Source organism: Frigoribacterium sp. PvP032, assembly GCF_017833035.1.
Taxonomy (GTDB): domain Bacteria; phylum Actinomycetota; class Actinomycetes; order Actinomycetales; family Microbacteriaceae; genus Frigoribacterium.
Genome location: NZ_JAFIBM010000001.1, coordinates 2,682,107 through 2,699,965 on the forward strand (window position 1 = coordinate 2,682,107; position 17,859 = coordinate 2,699,965).

The following is a 17,859-nucleotide window of genomic DNA, read 5'->3' on the forward strand; positions in this document are numbered from 1 at the left end:
CACGCCGCACCGGGTTGGACGCCCCGCGACTTCGCGGGACAATGGCGGGATGGACGCACAGAAGGCACCCCGTGCCACCACGAACCGATCGACGACCCCCCGCTCGGACTCGTTCAAGGACTACATCTCGTCCCGGTGGGCCGATCGCGACGAGGTGATGCCCGCCGCCCGTGAGGAGGCCGCCTACGCGGCCGCCCGCAGGGCTCGCCTGTCCGAGCTGCACCGAGGCGAGCGCCTCGTCGTGCCGGCGGGACGCGCCAAGGTCCGCTCGAACGACTGCGACTACCCGTTCCGGGCGCACTCCGCGTTCGCGCACCTCACCGGCTGGGGCTCCGCCACCGTGCCCGGCTCGGTGCTCGTCCTCGAGCCGACCGACGAGGGGCACGACGCCACGCTCTACTTCCGGGCCAGCGCCGGCCGAGAGTCCGACGAGTTCTACGCCGACCCCGAGATCGGCGAGTTCTGGACGGGGCCCCGCCCGTCGCTGGCGCAGGTGGGCGCGGACCTCGCCCTGGCCACCCGCGAGCTCGCCGAGCTCGACGCGGTCGTCGCCTCCTCCTCCGCCGCCACCCTCGTGCTGCGCGAGGCGGACCCGGAGCTGACCGCGCGCGTCGACGCCGTCGTCGCGGCCGCGGCCGACGCGAGCGGCCTGGCCGGCACGGACGCCGACGAGACGTCCGTCGACGTCGACGTCCTGGCCCGCGACGCCAGCGAGCTGCGCCTCGTGAAGGACGCGTGGGAGGTGGCCCAGATGCGACAGGCCGTGGCCGTCACCGGCCGCGGCTTCTCGGACGTCATCGCCGACTTCGAGGACATCGTCGCGCACCCCCGCGGCGAGCGCCTCGTCGAGGGCACCTTCAACCGTCGCGCCCGAGCCGACGGGAACACCGTCGGCTACGACACCATCGCGGCCGCCGGCGACCACGCCTGCGTGCTGCACTGGACCCGCAACGACGGCCCCGTCGCCGACGGCGACCTGATCCTGATCGACGCCGGCATCGAGCTCGACAGCCTCTACACGGCCGACATCACGCGCACCCTGCCGGTCTCCGGCCGGTTCAGCGACGTGCAGCGACTCGTCTACGAGGCGGTGCTCGAGGCGGCCGACGCCGCGTTCGCCATCGTGCGCCCCGGCATCGCGTTCCGCGAGATCCACGCGGCCGCGATGCAGGTCATCGCCGAGCGCACCGCCGAGTGGGGCTTCCTGCCCGTCAGCGCCGAGGAGAGCCTCGAGCCCGACCACCAGTACCACCGCCGCTACATGGTGCACGGCACCAGCCACCACCTCGGCATGGACGTGCACGACTGCGCCGCCGCCCGCCGTGATCTCTACCTCGACGGCGTGCTCGAGCCCGGCATGGTGTTCACCATCGAGCCCGGGCTGTACTTCCAGCCCGACGACCTCACGGTGCCCGAGGAGTTCCGCGGCATCGGCGTCCGGATCGAGGACGACATCCTCGTGACGGCCGACGGTGCCGAGAACCTGTCCGTGGGCATCCCGCGCACGGTCGCGGACGTCGAGGCCTGGATCGCCCGCCCGTAGCCCCGCGTCCACGCACGAGAGCCCCGGTCCCCCTGAGGGGCCGGGGCTCTCGTGCGTCCGGGCACGACCTGGCAGGAGGCGCGGGCCGAGCACCGAGCGTCAGTCGCGCCCGGCGCCCGCCTCCGAGTCCGTGCTGTCCAGGTCTCCGGCGGGCCCCGCCAGGTCGTCGCCGCGTCGCCTGCTGGTGACGAGCACGACGACCACGGCCGCGAGGGCCAGCACGACGATGCCGATCCCGATGCCCACGACGAGGCCGAGGTTCGACTCGTCCGCGTCGGCAGGCTGGTCGGAGGCCCCGGCGGTGGCGTCGTCGGCCGGGCCGGCCGAGGCCGACGGGGCCGCGGCGCTCGTCGACTCCGCGCCTCCTGGCTCGGCGGATGCCGTGGGCTGCCCACCGGCCTCCCCTGCCGTGCCCTCGTCCGACGTGTCGCAGACGGGCCGGGCGGCCGCGCCCTCGGCGACGGTCGCCCCGGCGGGCGGCGCCCAGGTGAAGGGCAGCGACGCCGACACGGTGTGCCCGTCGGCCGAGACGGCCTGGTAGGTCATCGTGTAGTCGCCCGCGGCGCCGAGCGCGACCCCCGTGCTGAGGGTGGGCCCGCTGCTGGTGGAGCAGCCGTCCTCGAAGTGCCGGCCGGAGGCGTCGGTCACCTCGAGCACGTTCGACGAGCCGGTGCCCGACAGGTCGAGGACGACGTCGTTGAAGGTGATCGACGCCTCGGTCAGCTCGGTGGACTGCGTGCTGCCCTCGGCGGGCGTGCTGCTCACGACGTAGTCGTGCGCGGACGCGGACGAGACCGGTGCGAGCGCGAGCAGGCCCGCCGCCCCGACGCCGACGACGCCGGCCGCGAGCGCCCCGCGGACGGGACGCCTGAAGGGACGCTGGCCGCTCACCGGGCGACGCGTCGTGGTCGAGGAGGCGCGGATCACCGGCGCTCCCCCGCCGCGTCGGTCCCTGGCCGGGTCGCACCCGCGACACGCGGTCGTCGGGTCAGCGCGACGACGCTCACGACGAGCGCGACGGCGCCGAGCGCGAGCCCGCCGATGCCGAGGCCCACGGCGACCGAGTCCGAGGCAGAGCCGGAGCCGGCGTCGCCGGACGACGAGTCGTCGCCCGCAGCGACGGCTGCGTCGTCCGAGCCGCCCGACATGTCGTGGCCGCCGTGCTCGTCGGCGGGCGGCGCGTCCTCGACGTAGAGCACAGGGGCCGGGAACTCCGGCTCCTCGCCGGAGGCGGGCGTCTCGTCCGCCCAGTCGACGACCGTGCCGTCCGAGTAGGTCTGGTGGGCGGGCAGCGTGATCGACCCGGTCTCGGGCACGGCCCCCGCGGAGATCACGAACTGCTGGAACTCGCCAGGGCCGACCTGGGTGCCGGGGTCGGCCGTCCAGGTGACCTCGGTGGGCGCCTCCGTCACGGTCGCGCCGTCGATCTCGACGGGCTCGGGCAGGGCGCTCGTGGTCACGACCGTCGTCCAGCCCGGCAGCGGCTGGTAGGTGACCGACGTGAAGGGCGTGTCGGTCGGCAGGTCGACGGTGAGCCCCACCGTGCCGGCCGTGGCCGACTCGGTCGGCACCTTGAAGGTGAGGGTGGAGTACGAGCCGGCGTCGACCTGTGCCGGGTTCACCCGGACGTGCGCCGATGCCGCGAGGGGCGCGGCGAGCGTGAGGAGGGCCGCGGCGCCGAGGGCGGCGCCGACGCGCGCGGCGACGGCCGGGCGCGAGGAGGAACGTGTCGTGGTCATGGTGGTGGTCCTGTCTGGCCGCGCGACGGCGGCCGGTGTCGTCTGGTCTGGGCTCCGTCGTCGAGCGGACGACGGAGTGCGTCCCGGCGTCGGTGGCGACGACGGGGCGGGGATCAGACGGGCAGGGGCGGACCGCGGAGAGGCCGGGCGCCGATCGCCCGGAGGGGCGGCGCGCGCCGACCGGGCAGGGCGAGGACGGGACGGAGGCGCGGACCGGTGCTGACGGGCGGCACCGTCCCCGAGAGCGCACGCCGCACCCGGGCGAGACCGTCGGCGGCCATGAGGGCCAGTCGCTCGAGGCAGTGGGCGCCCCAGCGCAGCCCGACCACGGTGACGAGCGCGGCCGCCGCGTGGGCGGCCCACATGAGCCCGCCGGCCATCGCCATCTGGTGCCCGCCCGACGCGGCGAGCAGGTCGGACGCACCGGCCGTGACGACGAGCGGCGAGTGGTGCCCGCCCACGGAGGAGGCGCCCGAGCCCGCGGCGCCGCCCAGCGAGAACAGGAGGTGGAACGCGAGCTGGCTGGCGGCGACCGAGACGGCGAGCCGGAGGAGCGAGGCGCGACGACCGGTCAGCGCGATGCAGAGGGGCACCGAGAAGGCGAGCGCGAGCACGACCCCGAGCGTGCCGGGCTCGGCTCCGCCGCCCGCGACGTGCGAGAAGGCGGCGACCACGACGGAGAAGCCGGCGGTCAGCCAGCCGCGGACGAACCGCGTCCATCTCGGGGCCATGGCGCTCTCTCGGGGTCGGGGACGGTCGCGCCAGTTTACCGGGGGTGGAGGACGCCGACCGGCGGCTGCGGGCGAGGTGCGTCGACGCCGAGCGACCTGGCCCGCTGCGGCGGTCTGCGGCTGCGGGACAGCGGGTCACGGGTCCGCAACGATCCTGCACGGCCGGCCGACCGCCTCCTACGCTCGGCCCATGGAGCGGGGACGCAGGACGATGACGACCGGGGCGGCGCTCGTCGTGCTGCTGGCGACCGGCGGCTGCGCCCTCGACAGCACGGCGCCGCCGAGGCCCGTGGCCGAGGTCGTCGAGGGTGCGCCCGACTGTGCGCTGAGCACCGACGCCTGGATCGTGCCAGGGCCGGGCGACGCGCCGTCGGCCCCGCCGCCTCCCCTGGCCGGGTCGGTGCCGGACGGCTTCACGCCGGTGTCCGCCGTGCGGTGCGCCTGGTCGACGGACAGCGTCGACGACGCCGAGGGTCGCTGGTCCGCCCGCCGGGAGACGACCTGGACGGAGGGGCTCGACCGGGTTCTCGCCGCCCTCGCCGTGCCCGACGAGACCGGCGGCTCTGGCATGTGCACCGCCGACATGGAGATCGTGCCCGACCTCTGGCTGACCTCCGCCGACGGCCGGTCGATGCGTGCGGCCTGGCCTGTCACGCCCTGTGGCAAGACGCTGCCCGGCACGCACGACGTCCTCGAGGCGCTGCCCGTCGAGGACGAGCGCCTCGTGCGCGTCACCCACGTCCAGAGCCGGGCGGCGCTCGACGCCGGGTGCAGCATGCAGGCCTCCCTGCCGTGGATGCTCGGCGGCTCGGGGATCGTGACCGAGCTGCCCGGCCCGGACGACCTCGACCGCGCCTGCGTGTACGCGGTCGACCCGCCGCTCCCGGACCCGACCGCGCCGGCCGACAGCCCGTTCGGCGCCGGCGACGGCTCCGGCTCTGCGGCCGCGCCGGGGACGATCTCGAAGTCGGTCACGAGCGGGACGTCCACGCGGGTCGTGCCGCTCGCGGAGGGCGTCGGGGCCCGGCTGGTGCTCGCCGCCGGGCAGCCGTCGACGCCCGGGCTCGAGCAGTGCGAAGTGACCGCGACGTCGTTCGTGACGTTCCCCGAGCACGTGCCGGGCGCCTCCCTGCCGGCGGACCCCCGCCTGACCGCCGAGCTGGACGGCTGCGGGCGGCTGCTGACGAGCGACGGAGGCGCCAGGCCCTTCCCCGAGGAGATCGCGGCGGCGCTGCGAGGCTGACAGGACCGACCGGACCGACCGACCGGCTGGCCGGCCGGCGTGCGCGCGGTCGCGTCAGCGCCCGGTCTGCGGCTCCGCGAGGATCTGCTGGGCGCGGTGGGTCAGCTCCGGGTCGACGACGATCTGGTAGCTGCGGGCGAGCACCTGGTGGGTCGAGGTGAAGTCGCGGCGACGGCGGCTGATCGCGAAGCTGGCGAGGCCGTAGAGCATGCCGAAGCCGGCGCCGATCAGCGAGGCCGCGAGGATCGTCGTGACGGAGGCGGTGTCCGGCGAGAAGAGGAGCATGACGGCCCCGAAGAAGACGCCGATCCAGAGGCCGGTGACCGCGCCCGCGAGCGCCGCGCGGCCGTAGGTGAGCCGCCCGGTGACGCGCTCGACCGTGGTGAGCTCGTTCCCGATGATGGCGAGCTGCTTGATGGGGAACTCGGCGTGCGACAGGCGCTCGACGACCGCCTGGGCCTCGGGGTAGCTGGCGTACGTCCCGAGGACGTCGCCCCTCGGCAGGGTCGGGATGCTCGGCGCTCGGCGGCCCCACGGGCTCGGGTTCGTCATGAGAGCAGTGAAACACGTCGACCCGGGCGACAGCACGCGGCACGGTCGGGCTGAGCGACTAACTTGGAGGCGTGAGCGCCACCAGAGTCTTCGTCGCCCGTCTCGCCGGGTGCTCCGTCTTCGACCCCGCCGGCGACAAGGTGGGCAAGGTCAGGGACGTCCTCGTCGTCTACCGCCGTGACGACCCGCCGAGGGTCGTCGGCCTGATCGTCGAGGTCCCCGGCAAGCGTCGCGTGTTCGTCAGCATCGGCCGCGTCACGAGCATCGGCTCGGGGCAGATCATCACGAGCGGCACCATCACGCTGCGTCGCTTCGAGCAGCGCGGCGGCGAGACCCGCGTCATCGCCGAGATGCTCGGCCGCAGGGTCTCGCTGCGTCGCGACGGCGGCCGCGCCGTCGTCGAGGACGTCGCGATCGACGAGGTCAGCGAGGGCGACTGGGAGATCGGGCAGCTGTTCCTGCGGCGCCCCAAGACCACGCCGTCGCCGTTCGGCAAGGGCCCCACCGCGTTCGCCACGTGGGACGAGGTGACAGAGGAGAACGAGCCCGGCGAGGCCCAGAGCGCCGAGCACCTCATCGCCGCCTACTCCGACCTCGTGCCCGCCGACCTCGCCAACACGCTGCTCGACCTGACCCCCGAGCGCCGCCTCGAGGTCGCCTCCGAGCTGTCCGACGACCGTCTCGCCGACGTGCTCGAGGAGCTGCCGGAGGACGAGCAGGTCGAGATCTTCTCGCAGCTCGACGACCAGCGCGCCGCAGGCGTGCTCGACCAGATGCAGCCCGACGACGCCGCAGACCTCATGTCCCAGCTCGGCGACGAGCGCAAGGAGCAGCTGCTCCAGCTGATGGAGCCGGAGGAGGCGGACGACGTCCGCATGCTGCTCAGCTACGACGCCGACACCGCCGGCGGGCTGATGACCACCGAGCCGGTCATCGTCTCGGCCGACGCGACCGTGGCCGAGGGCCTCGCCCTCATCCGTCGCCACGAGCTGGCACCGGCGCTCGGGGCCGCCGTGTGCGTGACGCTGCCGCCGTACGAGCCGCCGACCGGGCGGTTCCTCGGCATGGTGCACTTCCAGCGGATGCTCCGCTACCCGCCGAACGAGCGGCTCGGCACGCTGCTCGACCAGCAGCTCGAGCCCGTCCACGTCGACGCGACCGCCCTCGAGGTCACCCGGGTGATGGCGACCTACAACCTCGTCAGCGTGCCCGTCGTCGACGCCGCCCACCGCCTCGTCGGGGTGGTGACCATCGACGACGTCCTGGACCACGTGCTGCCCGACGACTGGCGCAGCAACGACCAGGACAGACCGCTCAGCCGCTCTCGGTCACGCGCCCGCCGCGCCCCCCTGACCACCACCCCGACCACGCCCACGACCCCGAGGAGGACCACCGGTGGCACGCGATAACCGCAGCACGGTCCGCCTCGACTCCCCCAAGGGCCTCCGCACCCGCGTCCTCCCCGGCAGGAGGCGCGCGGGCCGCGACCGGTTCGGCCGCGCCACCGAGGCGATCGCGCGGGCGATGGGCACGCCGCAGTTCCTGCTCGCCCTCACGGGCTTCTGCGTCCTCTGGATGGTCTACAACACGACGGCGCCCGAGAGCATCCGCTTCGACAGCGCGGCCATCGGCTTCACGGCGCTGACGCTGATCCTGTCGCTCCAGGCCTCGTACGCGGCGCCCCTCATCCTCCTCGCGCAGAACCGCCAGGACGACCGCGACCGCGTGCAGTTCGAGCAGGACCGCCAGCGCGCCGAGCGCAACCTCGCCGACACCGAGTACCTCGCCCGCGAGGTCGTCGCCCTGCGCATCGCGATCCGCGACATGGCCAGCAAGGACTTCATCCGCGCCGAGCTGCGCAGCCTGCTGGACGAGATCGACCGTCGCGAGGACGAGTCGACGGCGGCGAGCAGCACGGACGACGCGTCTCGTGGCTGACGTCGGCACCGGGCTCGCGGGAGGCGCCTCCTCGGCTGCCGGCACGAGCTCCGCCGCCGATCGCGTGCGCACGGCGCTCGGCTCGGTGCTCGACCCGGAGATCCGTCGACCGGTCACCGAGCTCGACATGATCGGCGACGTGTCGGTCGACGCGGCGGGCGCGGCGACCGTCGCCGTGAAGCTGACCATCGTCGGCTGCCCCGCGGCCGACACCATCGAGCGCGACGTGCGCGCGGCGACCGCCTCGGTCGACGGCGTCACGGACGTGACGGTCGACGTCACCGTCATGACGAAGGAGGAGCGGCACGCGCTCACCGAGAAGCTCCGGGCCGGCAGGGGTGCCCGCGTGCAGCAGTTCGGGCCCGACTCGTTGACGCGCGTCATCGCCGTCACCAGCGGCAAGGGAGGCGTGGGCAAGTCGACCGTGACCGCCAACCTGGCCGTCTCGCTCGCGGCCCGCGGCCTGTCGGTCGGCATCGTCGACGCCGACGTCTACGGCTTCAGCATCCCGGGCCTGCTCGGCCTCGTCGGCCCGGACGGCGCCGCCGTGAAGCCCACGCAGGTCGACGACATGATCCTGCCGCCCGTCGCCCACGGCGTGAAGGTCATCTCGATCGGGATGTTCGTCGACGACTCGTCCGTCGCGGTCGCCTGGCGCGGCCCCATGCTGCACCGCACCATCCAGCAGTTCCTCACCGACGTGTTCTTCGGCGACCTCGACGTGCTGCTGCTCGACCTTCCGCCCGGCACCGGCGACGTCGCCATCTCGGTCGGGCAGCTGCTGCCCCACGCCGAGGTGCTCGTCGTCACGACGCCGCAGCCCGCGGCGGCCGACGTCGCCGAGCGCAGCGGTGTCGTCGCCCGCCAGACCGGCCAGCGCCTCCTCGGCGTGGTCGAGAACATGGCCGGGCTGGCCCAGCCGGACGGGACCGTCCTCGAGCTGTTCGGCACGGGAGGCGGCGCCGAGACCGCACGCCGCCTCTCGGCCGGGCAGGAGGCCGAGGTGCCGCTGCTCGCCAGCGTGCCGCTCAGCCTCGGGCTGCGCGAGGGCGGCGACCTCGGCGCCCCCGTCGTCGTCGCGGCGCCGGAAGACCCCGCGGCGCGCGTCATCGACGCTCTCGCCGGCATCCTCGCGGTGCGGCCGCGCAGCCTCGTCGGCCGACGGCTCGGCCTCAGCGTCAGCTGACGCGTCGGTCGAGTTGCCCCGGATGGTGCCCCGCACACGAACGGAGCAGCGATCCGGGGCAACTCGAACCTCGCGACATGCGGCGCCCGGGTGCACGAGAGGCCCCCGTGCGCGTGCACGGGGGCCTCTCGGGTGTCTCGTTCGCTCGCCTCTCGCGGGCGGCCGCGCTCAGGAGGAGACGCGACCTGCCCGCCTGCGCGTCATCGGTTCCAGCACGGACCGACGACGGGAGGAGGCGGCGACGAGCCGACTAGGACCAGCGGGTGAAGGTGCGGGTCGGGATGGCGCGGTAACCGTCACGGGCGACCGAGACGACGGATCCGACGATGCCGATGCTCGCGGCGACGGCCAGGACGATGATTCCGATGAACATTTTCTTCTCTTTGTCTGCGCTGTCGCGCGGTGTGGGCAGGACGATCGACCGCCTCCCGGACCGGATCGTGCGGGGGCACGACGACAGGTCTGGCAGGCGGTCGGTCAGCCTCGTTGCGGATGCTCGGGACCAGGTCGACCGAGCGGAGAGGGCATGGGGTCCCTCTGATGACAAGATCAAGTGTGCGCCTCGACAAAGGGAAGCACAACCATGCTTTTCTACCGTGACACCGTAGAATCGCTACATGGACGTCAAGAGGCTCGAACTGCTCAGGGAACTCGCCGAGCGGGGCAGCATCGCCGCCGTCGCCAAGGCCACGCACCGCACGCCGTCGGCCGTCTCGCAGCAGCTCAAGGTGCTCGAGAAGGAGGCCGGGGTCGCCCTGACCGAGCGCGTGGGCCGCGGCGTCGTCCTCACGGGCTCGGGCCGCGTCCTCGCCCAGACCGCCACCGACGTCGCCGTCGCCCTCGAGCGCGCGCAGGCGGTCTGGGCCGACTTCGTCGCGACGCCCCAGGGCGAGGTCACCCTCGCGACCTTCCCCACCGGCGGCCAGATGCTGCTCCCCGGGCTGCTCCGCACCATCGCCGAGACGCCGGGGCTGACGGTCGTGGCGACCGACCACGACCCGTCGATCCTCGAGTTCGCCGACCTCGCCGCCGACCACGACGTCGTCGTCGCGCACTCCCCCGACGGGCGCGCCTGGCGCGGACGCGGGCTGGTCACGGTCCCGCTGCTCACCGAGCCCCTCGACGTCGCGCTGCCGGCCGACCACCGCCTCGCGGGACGGGCCTCGCTCTCGCCCGGGGACCTCGAGGGCGAGACGTGGATAGGGGTCCCGACGGACTTCCCGTTCGAGTGGGTCTACCGCGAGATCGAGCGCGTCACGGGCAGCCCCGTGCGCGTCGCCCAGCGCTTCAGCGACACCAAGGTCACCGAGTCGCTCGTGGGCGCCGGCCTCGGCATCGCCGTGCTGCCGCGGTTCACCGCGAAGGAGGCGCGGGACGACATGGTCCTGCTGCCCCTCGAGAGCATCCGGGCCGTCCGCTACGTCTCGGTGCTGATGCGTCGTGACCGTGCGGAGCGACCGTCGGTGCGACGGGTCGTCGACGCCCTGCGGGCCGAGGCCTCACGCGTCGCCGCGCTGCACGGCGGAGTCTGAGGGGACGACACCGGCGGGCAGGTCGACTAGGTCGCCTCCGCGTCCCACGGGGGGACCTCGCCGACGGCGAGCGGCTCGGGCGCCGGGCGCGGGCCCCCGCCGGGGAGGCCGACGGACACCGCGGCCGCCGTCGCCGGGGCCATCGCCCCCGACACCGGCTTCGTGGCCGCCTCGGGGGCGTCGAGCAGGGCGTCGCGGATGATGCGCCGGGGGTCGTACTGCCGAGGGTCGAGCTTCTGCCACTCGACCTCGTCGAACTCGGGCCCCATCTCGTCGCGCATGCGGGCCTTGGCGCCGTTGGCCATGTCGCGCAGGCTACGGACGAGCTGGGCCAGCTTGGAGGCGTAGCCGGGCAGGCGCTCGGGGCCGAGGAGGAAGACGGCGAGCACGCCGATCACCAGCAGCTTGTCGAACGTCAGACCGAACAGGGACACGCATGCAGACTAACGTCTGCCCCCGACAGCCAGCCCCTAGGCTTGGGCACCGAGGAGTGAGTGTGTCGCAGATCGAATCGAGCTGGAAGTTCGCGGAAGAACTCGTGACGGAGAGCGGACCGCTGGCCGAGGCCCGGCAGCATTCCCTCGAGGTCGGGGTCGAGGCCGTCTCCCCCGCCGTGGGCGCGCAGCTGGCCGTGGCCACCGCCTCGTCGCGGGCCAGGAGCATCATCGAGATCGGCACCGGCGTCGGCGTCAGCGGCCTCTGGTTGCTCACCGGTGCGCCCGACGCGACCCTCACCTCCATCGACCGCGAGATCGAGCACCAGCAGGCCGCCAGGGACGCCTACCTGCGCGGCGGTGTCCACGCCGCCCGCGTGCGGCTGATCACGGGCCGTGCGGCCGAGGTGCTGCCGCGCATGAACGAGAACAGCTACGACGTCGTCTTCGTCGACGCCGACCCCGGCTCCGTCATCGAGTACGTCGAGCACGGGCTCCGCATGGCCCGCCCCGGCGGCCTCGTGCTCGTGGCGCACGCCCTGTGGCACGGCGCGGTGGCCAACCCCGCCCGGCGCGACGCGACCACGACCGGGTTCCGCACCCTGCTCACCGAGGTGTCGACGTCCCCGGCCGTGATCAGCTCGCTGTCGACGGCGGGCGACGGGCTCCTCCAGCTCGTCAAGCGCTGACGCCTCCGGGCCCGGGGCTCTGGGTCCGGCACCCTGGGCCCGGCACCCGCACGTCGGCGCTCGCACGCCGACGCCCCGCCAGCCAGTTGGCCGACGGGGCGTCGAGGGTGATGCGGGAGGTCGTGCCTAGTCGCCGACGACGTTCGCCAGCGCGTCGTGGAGCTCTCGTGCTTCGTCGTCGTTGACCGACACCACGAGGCGGCCGCCACCTTCGAGCGGAACACGCACGATGATGAGACGGCCCTCCTTCACGGCCTCCATAGGCCCGTCGCCGGTCCTCGGCTTCATGGCTGCCATCAGATAGTCCCCTTTCGCGAAGATTCAGATCCCATTATCTGTGATTCTCCCGCTGAGACCTAAACAAGAGGAGGCGTCACGTCGCTCACGGCGGCGTCCAGTCGTAGCCGTCCACCCACCAGCACCAGTCGATCCAGAGCCACTGACCCGCCACGAAGAGCAGGACGATCCCGATCCGCCAGGCCCTCGAGCGCGGCAGCGCGAGCACGCCGAGCAGCGGGAACAACGGCATCAGCAGGCGCCACGTGCTCGACTGGGGGAAGAACACGGCGAGCAGGTAGAGCGCGTAGGCGAGGCTCCAGAGCCGCAGGTCGACGCCGAGGCGTCGTCCCCACGGCCCGAGCAGGAGCACCCCGAAGACGATCAGCGAGATCACCAGCAGAGCCACCCCCAGACCACCCGGGAACCACCAGTTCGCACCCTCGATCCAGGGCGTGAACGGCACGAGCGGGCCGTAGCCGATGTACGCCGAGCGCCAGGCGAGCTCGGTCTCGGTGTACGCGTCGAGCCTGCCGGTGACGAGACCCGCGACGAGCAGCCAGCCGACCCCGAAGACGGCGGTCGAGACCGTGGCGATCCCGGCGGCGAGCATCTCCCGACCCGGGAACGGGTCGTCGCGTCGGTGCCACCAGCGCCAGATCGTGTGCAGCCCCAGCGCGAGCGCCAGGGGCAGGGCGCCCGGTCGCGTGAACGACATGACGAGCACCACCGGCAGCATCGCGACGTAGCGCCGCCGCAGGAGGAGCAGCAGTGCGGCACACAGCAGGAAGAGGAACATCGACTCCGCGTAGGCCACCTGCAGCAGCGGGGACAACGGCGAGGCGCAGAAGAGCACGACGCCGAAGAGCGCCGTGCCCTCGGGCAGCACGTGCCTGAGGAGCTTGTGGAACAGCAGCGCCGTGCCGCCGGCGAAGGCGGTCGAGACGACCACCGCCAGCGTCGCGAAGGAGGCGCCGGTCAGCTCCATGAGACCGCGGACGAGGAGAGGGTAGGCCGGCATGAACGCCCACGCGTTCTCGGCGACGTGGCCCGTCTCGGTGAGCGGCAGGGTCGACGGGTACCCGACCGCCGCGATGATGTAGTACCAGTGGCCGTCCCAGATGCTGGCGAAGCTCGCGTAGTCAGGGCTGGCCAGGGTCCAGGCGTTCGCGCCCTGGCGCTGCGCGAAGCTGACGAGCAGGGCCGTGCTGACGATGCGCGAGACGGCGAAGACTCCGAGCACGCGGGCCCACCACGGCAGCAGCCGCCAGCGCACGGTCAGCCGGCGGCGCACGTCGGCGCCGCGCGAGCCCGGACGGAGCGACGACGCCGGACGGGCCGACGTCGCCGGGGACGGCCTCGTGGTCAGGCCGTCAGCCACGCCCGCAGTCCGCGCTCGTTGTCGGTGATCTGCTGCACGGGCACGCGCTCGTCGTCGTGGTGGGCCAACAGCGGGTCGCCGGGGCCGTAGTTGACTGCGGGCACGCCCAGTGCGGAGAACCGCGCGACGTCGGTCCAGCCGTACTTCGGCTTCGCCTCGCCGCCGACCGCCTCGAGGAACTGCCGGGCGAGCGGCGCGTCCAGGCCGGGACGGGCGCCGGGCGCGAGGTCGACGATCGTCACGTCGAAGCCGGCGAACAGCTCGCGCACGTGGGCGACGGCCTCGTCGGCGCTGCGGCTCGGCGCGAAGCGGTAGTTGACGTGCACCATGCACTCGTCGGGGATGACGTTGCCGGCGACGCCGCCCGAGATGCCGACGGCGTTCAGCCCCTCGCGGTACACGAGCCCGTCGACCTCGACCTCGCGGGCCTCGTACGCGGCGAGCACGTCGAGGATCGGGGCCGCCGCGTGGATGGCGTTCGAGCCGACCCACGAGCGGGCGCTGTGCGACCGGGCCCCGAACGTGCGGATCTCCGCCCGCAGGTTGCCGTTGCAGCCGCCCTCGACCTCGCTGCGCGTCGGCTCGCCCAGGATGGCGAAGTCGGCCTCGAGGAGGTGCGGGTGCAGCCGTGCGAGCCGGCCCAGCCCGTTGAGGGCGTCCGACACCTCTTCGTGGTCGTACCAGACCCACGTGACGTCGACCAAGGGCTCGGTCAGCTCGACGGCGAGACGGAGGTGGACGGCGCTGCCTGCCTTCATGTCGACGGTGCCGCGGCCCCACAGCCACTCGACGCCGTCGTCGTCGGTCTCGTAGCGGGTCGGCAGGTTGTCGTTCAGCGGCACGGTGTCGATGTGGCCCGCGATCACCACGCGGCTCGGACGACCGAGCTCGGTGCGCGCGACGATCGCGTCGCCGTCGCGGAACAGCGTGAGGTGGTCGTGGCCCTCGAGGGTCTGCCAGATCGAGTCGGTCACCGCCTGCTCGTTCCCGGAGACGGACTCGACGTCGCAGAGCTGGCGGGTGACGTCGACGGCGGACACGCTCAGGTCGAAGGGCGGCATGGACCCGAGTGTAGGGCCGGTGCCCGGCAGGTCGCCGGGCGGCGCCTCCCCCTCGCCCTACGATCGAGGGCATGACCTCGGACTCCCCCGCCGCCACCCACGCCCACGGGTACGGGCTCGCCACCGTCGCCAGCGACGGCAGCACGCTCGACACCTGGTTCCCCGCCCCGTCGCTCGGCCGCCTGCCCGCCGACCGCGACCCGGCCCTCGTGCCCGCCGAGATCGCGGACGCCGCCGGGCCGGACGCGCGCCGTGGCGTCGACCTCGTCCCCGTGACCGTCGAGATCGAGCTGGGCGCGCCTCCTGCGTCCACCCCCGACGCGTACCTGCGGCTGCACCTGCTCAGCCACCTTCTCGTCGCGCCGAACACCATCGCCCTCGACGGCGTCTTCGGCCACCTGCCCATCGTCGTGTGGACCAACGCCGGCCCGGTCCACCCGGACGACTTCACCCGCCTGCGCCCGTCCCTGCAGCGGGCGGGCATCGCGACGACCGGCATCGACAAGTTCCCGCGGATGCTCGACTACGTCACGCCCGACCGCGTGCGCATCGCCGACGCCTCACGCGTGCGCCTCGGCGCCCACCTCTCGCCCGGCACCACGGTGATGCACGAGGGCTTCGTCAACTTCAACGCGGGCACCCTCGGCGCCTCGATGGTGGAGGGCCGCATCTCGCAGGGCGTCGTCGTCGGCGACGGGTCGGACATCGGAGGCGGCGCCTCCATCATGGGGACCCTCTCGGGAGGCGGCACCCAGCGGATCACGATCGGCGAGCGCGCCCTGCTCGGCGCGAACGCCGGCATCGGCATCGCGATCGGCGACGACACCGTCGTCGAGGCCGGCCTCTACGTCACGGCGGGCACCAAGGTCGTCGTCGTGGGCGGCACGCCGACGAACGACGGCAAGCAGCAGACCGTCAAGGCCGTCGAGCTCTCCGGCCGTCCCGGCCTGCTGTTCCGCCGCAACTCGGTCACCGGCGCCGTCGAGGTGCTGCCCCGCAAGGGCCACGGCATCACGCTCAACTCGCAGCTGCACGCGTAGCCGCGACGACAGGACGGGCGGGTCCGTCGTCCCCGGGTCGTCGTCGACGCCCGGTCACGCCGGACCCGCCCGTCTGCGCTGCTGGTGCCGCTGCTAGCGCTGCGGCCAGTCGCGCTGGGTCTCGCCCAGGTACAGCTGCTGGGGGCGGCCGATCTTGGTCGCCGGGTCCTGGTTCATCTCACGCCAGTGCGCGATCCAGCCGGGCAGGCGGCCGATGGCGAACAGCACCGTGAACATGCGCGGCGGGAAGCCCATCGCCTTGTAGATCACGCCGGTGTAGAAGTCGACGTTGGGGTAGAGCTTGCGCTCGACGAAGTAGTCGTCGGCGAGGGCGATGTCCTCGAGCTCCATGGCGATGTCGAGCAGGTCGTCCTTGACGCCGAGGGCCGCGAGCACCTCGGTCGCGCTCTCCTTCACGAGGCGGGCACGGGGGTCGAAGTTCTTGTAGACCCGGTGGCCGAAGCCCATGAGCTTGACGCCGTCCTCTTTGTTCTTGACCCGCTCGACGAAGCGCTCGACGCCCTGGCCGCTGTCGCGGATCTCGGCGAGCATCGTGAGCACGGCCTCGTTCGCGCCGCCGTGCAGCGGGCCGTACAGCGCGCTGATGCCGGCCGAGATCGACGAGAACATGTTCGCCTGCGTCGAGCCGACGAGGCGGACGGTCGACGTCGACGCGTTCTGCTCGTGGTCCTCGTGCAGGATGAGGAGGCGCTCCAGAGCCTTCGAGAGGACAGGGTTCACCTCGTACGGCTCGGCCATCGTGCCGAAGTTCAGCTTGAGGAAGTTGTCGACGAAGCTGAGCGAGTTGTCGGGGTAGAGGAACGCCTGGCCGAGGCTCTTCTTGTGCGCGTAGGCGGCGATGACCGGCAGCTTCGCGAGCAGGCGGATCGTCTGCAGCTCGACCTGCGCGGGGTCGCTGACGCTCATCGAGCCCTCGTAGAAGGTGCCGAGGGCACCCACGGCGCTCGAGAGCACCGACATGGGGTGCGCGTTGTGCGGCAGCGCGTCGAAGAACCGGCGGAGGTCTTCGTGCAGCAGGGTGTGGCGGCGGATGCGGGCGTCGAAGTCGGCCAGCTCGTCGGCCGACGGCAGCTCGCCGTAGATGAGCAGCCACGCGGTCTCGAGGTAGGTCGAGTTCTCGGCGACCTGCTCGATCGGGTACCCGCGGTAACGCAGGATGCCCTCGTCACCGTCGATGTAGGTGATCTTCGAGCGGGTCGCGGACGTGTTCACGAACCCGGTGTCGAGGGTCGTGTAGCCGGTCTGCTTGGTGAAGCTCGAGATGTCGATCGAGGAGGCACCCTGGGTGCTCGGCACGATCGGGAACTCGGCCGTCCCCCCCGGGAACTGCAGCGTGGCCTTCTGGGCGTCGTTGGCAGGATCAGTCACCCTGTCACCCTACCGGTCAGCCCCGGAGGCGCTCCACGGCCGCGGCGATCCGCTCGTCGGTCGTCGTCAGCGCGACCCGCACGTGGCGCCCGCCGTCGACGCCGTAGAAGCTGCCGGGCGCGACGAGCACGCCGCGCTCGGCGAACCAGTCGACGCTCGCCCAGCTGTCTTCGTCACGGGTGACCCAGAGGTACAGGCCGGCCTCGCTGTGGTCGATGCGGAAGCCCGCGGCCTCGAGCGCGGGTGCCAGGGCAGCCCGCCGGGCCCGGTAGCGCTCCTTCTGCTCGGCGACGTGCGCCTCGTCGCCGAGGGCGACGCGCATCGCCTCCTGCACCGGGGCAGGCGGCATCAGGCCGGCGTGCTTGCGGACGGCGAGCAGCTGGGCGATCACGTGGTCGCAGCCGGCCACGAAGCCGGCCCGGTAGCCGGCGAGGTTCGACTGCTTGCTGAGTGAGTAGACGCTGACGACGCCGCGCAGGTCGTCGCCGACGACCCGCGGGTCGAGGATGCAGGGCGTCGGGGTGTCGGCCCACTCGCCCTCCCAGCCGAGCTCGGCGTAGCACTCGTCGCCCGCCACGACGGCCCCGAGCTCGCGGCCGCGCGCCACGACCGCACGCAGGTGCTCGTGGTCGAGGACGGCGCCGTCGGGGTTGCCGGGGCTGTTCACCCAGATCAGCCGGGTCGACTCCGGCCACTCGGCGGGGTCGTCGCTGGCCAGCACGTCGGCGCCGACGAGGGCGGCCCCGAGCGCGTAGGTCGGGTAGGCGGCGACGGGGTGCACGACGGTGTCGCCGGGGCCGAGGCCGAGCCAGAGGGCCATGCCCGCGATCAGCTCCTTGGAGCCGATCGTGGGCAGGACGTTCGCGTCCTCGAGGCCGGACACGCCCCTCCTGCGCTCGTACCACTCGGCGACGGCCGCCCGCAGCGCGGGGGTGCCGGCGACCTGCGGGTAGGCGTGGGCGTCGGTCGCGGCGGAGAGCGCCCTGGCGACGACCTCGGGGGTGGGGTCGACGGGCGAGCCGACCGAGAGGTCGACGATGCCGCCCTCGTGCCGACGGGCGACGGCGGCCGCCGCGGCGAGCGAGTCCCAGGGGAAGTCGGGCAGCGACAGCGCCACGATCGCTG

Annotated in this window: 19 protein-coding genes; 8 read left to right on the plus strand and 11 right to left on the minus strand. The window is 73.3% G+C overall.

Features of this window, described 5'->3' with window-relative positions:
* The first annotated feature begins 49 nt into the window (after nt 1-49).
* A complete protein-coding gene (locus JOE35_RS12300; protein WP_209561306.1) occupies nt 50-1,543 on the plus strand; it encodes an aminopeptidase P family protein in 1,494 nt (497 codons plus the stop codon).
* A gap of 99 nt (nt 1,544-1,642) precedes the next feature.
* On the opposite strand, the gene JOE35_RS12305 is transcribed toward JOE35_RS12300, so the two are convergent.
* The 3 genes from JOE35_RS12305 to JOE35_RS12315 form a co-directional block, all read right to left on the minus strand.
* Complete coding sequence (locus tag JOE35_RS12305; protein ID WP_307803071.1) at nt 1,643-2,470, minus strand: copper resistance protein CopC; 828 nt, start codon at nt 2,468-2,470, stop codon at nt 1,643-1,645.
* Nucleotides 2,467-3,282, minus strand: a complete 816-nt coding sequence (locus JOE35_RS12310) for a YcnI family protein (RefSeq protein WP_209561307.1) — start codon at nt 3,280-3,282, stop codon at nt 2,467-2,469. The genes JOE35_RS12305 and JOE35_RS12310 overlap by 4 nt, the downstream gene beginning before the upstream one ends.
* 113 nt (nt 3,283-3,395) lie before the next feature.
* Entirely contained in the window at nt 3,396-4,013 is a 618-nt protein-coding gene (locus tag JOE35_RS12315) for a hypothetical protein (RefSeq protein ID WP_209561308.1), read from the minus strand.
* A 190-nt stretch (nt 4,014-4,203) separates the two neighbouring features.
* Here JOE35_RS12315 and JOE35_RS12320 point away from each other — a divergent pair, with 190 nt between their 5' ends.
* Nucleotides 4,204-5,256 carry a hypothetical protein gene (locus tag JOE35_RS12320; protein ID WP_209561309.1) on the plus strand — a complete coding sequence of 351 codons (1,053 nt, stop codon included), beginning with the start codon at nt 4,204-4,206 and terminating at the stop codon, nt 5,254-5,256.
* Between the two features lie 54 nt (nt 5,257-5,310).
* Here the strand turns inward: JOE35_RS12320 and JOE35_RS12325 are convergent, their stop codons facing one another.
* The gene (locus JOE35_RS12325; RefSeq protein ID WP_209561310.1) at nt 5,311-5,808 is read right to left on the minus strand and encodes a general stress protein; all 498 of its coding nucleotides are present in this window, start codon (nt 5,806-5,808) and stop codon (nt 5,311-5,313) included.
* A gap of 71 nt (nt 5,809-5,879) precedes the next feature.
* Between JOE35_RS12325 and JOE35_RS12330 the strand changes: the two genes are divergently transcribed.
* From JOE35_RS12330 to JOE35_RS12340, 3 genes are all read left to right on the plus strand, one after another.
* A complete protein-coding gene (locus JOE35_RS12330) occupies nt 5,880-7,217 on the plus strand; it encodes a magnesium transporter MgtE N-terminal domain-containing protein (RefSeq protein ID WP_209561311.1) in 1,338 nt (445 codons plus the stop codon).
* Nucleotides 7,204-7,746 (plus strand): DUF1003 domain-containing protein, encoded by a 543-nt coding sequence (locus JOE35_RS12335; RefSeq protein WP_209561312.1) that lies wholly within the window; start codon nt 7,204-7,206, stop codon nt 7,744-7,746. The genes JOE35_RS12330 and JOE35_RS12335 overlap by 14 nt, the downstream gene beginning before the upstream one ends.
* A gap of 64 nt (nt 7,747-7,810) precedes the next feature.
* A complete protein-coding gene (locus JOE35_RS12340) occupies nt 7,811-8,932 on the plus strand; it encodes an Mrp/NBP35 family ATP-binding protein (protein ID WP_307803145.1) in 1,122 nt (373 codons plus the stop codon).
* A gap of 250 nt (nt 8,933-9,182) precedes the next feature.
* On the opposite strand, the gene JOE35_RS15890 is transcribed toward JOE35_RS12340, so the two are convergent.
* A complete protein-coding gene (locus tag JOE35_RS15890; protein ID WP_255515952.1) occupies nt 9,183-9,305 on the minus strand; it encodes a hypothetical protein in 123 nt (40 codons plus the stop codon).
* A gap of 244 nt (nt 9,306-9,549) precedes the next feature.
* On the opposite strand from JOE35_RS15890, the gene JOE35_RS12345 reads away from it, so the two are divergent.
* A complete protein-coding gene (locus JOE35_RS12345; RefSeq protein WP_123548134.1) occupies nt 9,550-10,464 on the plus strand; it encodes a LysR family transcriptional regulator in 915 nt (304 codons plus the stop codon).
* 26 nt (nt 10,465-10,490) lie between these two features.
* On the opposite strand, the gene JOE35_RS12350 is transcribed toward JOE35_RS12345, so the two are convergent.
* Nucleotides 10,491-10,892 carry a Sec-independent protein translocase TatB gene (locus JOE35_RS12350; RefSeq protein ID WP_123548342.1) on the minus strand — a complete coding sequence of 134 codons (402 nt, stop codon included), beginning with the start codon at nt 10,890-10,892 and terminating at the stop codon, nt 10,491-10,493.
* Between the two features lie 68 nt (nt 10,893-10,960).
* Here JOE35_RS12350 and JOE35_RS12355 point away from each other — a divergent pair, with 68 nt between their 5' ends.
* Nucleotides 10,961-11,587, plus strand: coding sequence for an O-methyltransferase (locus JOE35_RS12355; RefSeq protein ID WP_209561313.1), 627 nt, complete (start codon nt 10,961-10,963; stop codon nt 11,585-11,587).
* A gap of 126 nt (nt 11,588-11,713) precedes the next feature.
* Here JOE35_RS12355 and JOE35_RS12360 read toward each other — a convergent pair whose 3' ends face one another.
* The 3 genes from JOE35_RS12360 to dapE all read right to left on the minus strand — a co-directional run bounded on the left by JOE35_RS12360 (nt 11,714) and on the right by dapE (nt 14,305).
* Complete coding sequence (locus JOE35_RS12360) at nt 11,714-11,884, minus strand: DUF3117 domain-containing protein (RefSeq protein WP_123548132.1); 171 nt, start codon at nt 11,882-11,884, stop codon at nt 11,714-11,716.
* Between the two features lie 85 nt (nt 11,885-11,969).
* Nucleotides 11,970-13,244 carry a hypothetical protein gene (locus tag JOE35_RS12365; RefSeq protein WP_307803072.1) on the minus strand — a complete coding sequence of 425 codons (1,275 nt, stop codon included), beginning with the start codon at nt 13,242-13,244 and terminating at the stop codon, nt 11,970-11,972.
* Nucleotides 13,229-14,305 (minus strand): succinyl-diaminopimelate desuccinylase, encoded by a 1,077-nt coding sequence (gene dapE, locus JOE35_RS12370; RefSeq protein WP_209561314.1) that lies wholly within the window; start codon nt 14,303-14,305, stop codon nt 13,229-13,231. The genes JOE35_RS12365 and dapE overlap by 16 nt, the downstream gene beginning before the upstream one ends.
* A gap of 71 nt (nt 14,306-14,376) precedes the next feature.
* Here dapE and dapD point away from each other — a divergent pair, with 71 nt between their 5' ends.
* On the plus strand, nt 14,377-15,345 hold the full coding sequence (gene dapD / locus JOE35_RS12375; RefSeq protein WP_209561315.1) for a 2,3,4,5-tetrahydropyridine-2,6-dicarboxylate N-succinyltransferase: 969 nt from the start codon (nt 14,377-14,379) through the stop codon (nt 15,343-15,345).
* 93 nt (nt 15,346-15,438) lie between these two features.
* Here the strand turns inward: dapD and JOE35_RS12380 are convergent, their stop codons facing one another.
* Both JOE35_RS12380 and dapC read right to left on the minus strand, forming a co-directional pair.
* Entirely contained in the window at nt 15,439-16,734 is a 1,296-nt protein-coding gene (locus tag JOE35_RS12380; RefSeq protein WP_209561316.1) for a citrate synthase, read from the minus strand.
* 16 nt (nt 16,735-16,750) lie between these two features.
* Nucleotides 16,751-17,854, minus strand: coding sequence for a succinyldiaminopimelate transaminase (gene dapC / locus JOE35_RS12385; protein ID WP_374099725.1), 1,104 nt, complete (start codon nt 17,852-17,854; stop codon nt 16,751-16,753).
* Between the last annotated feature and the right edge of the window lie 5 nt (nt 17,855-17,859).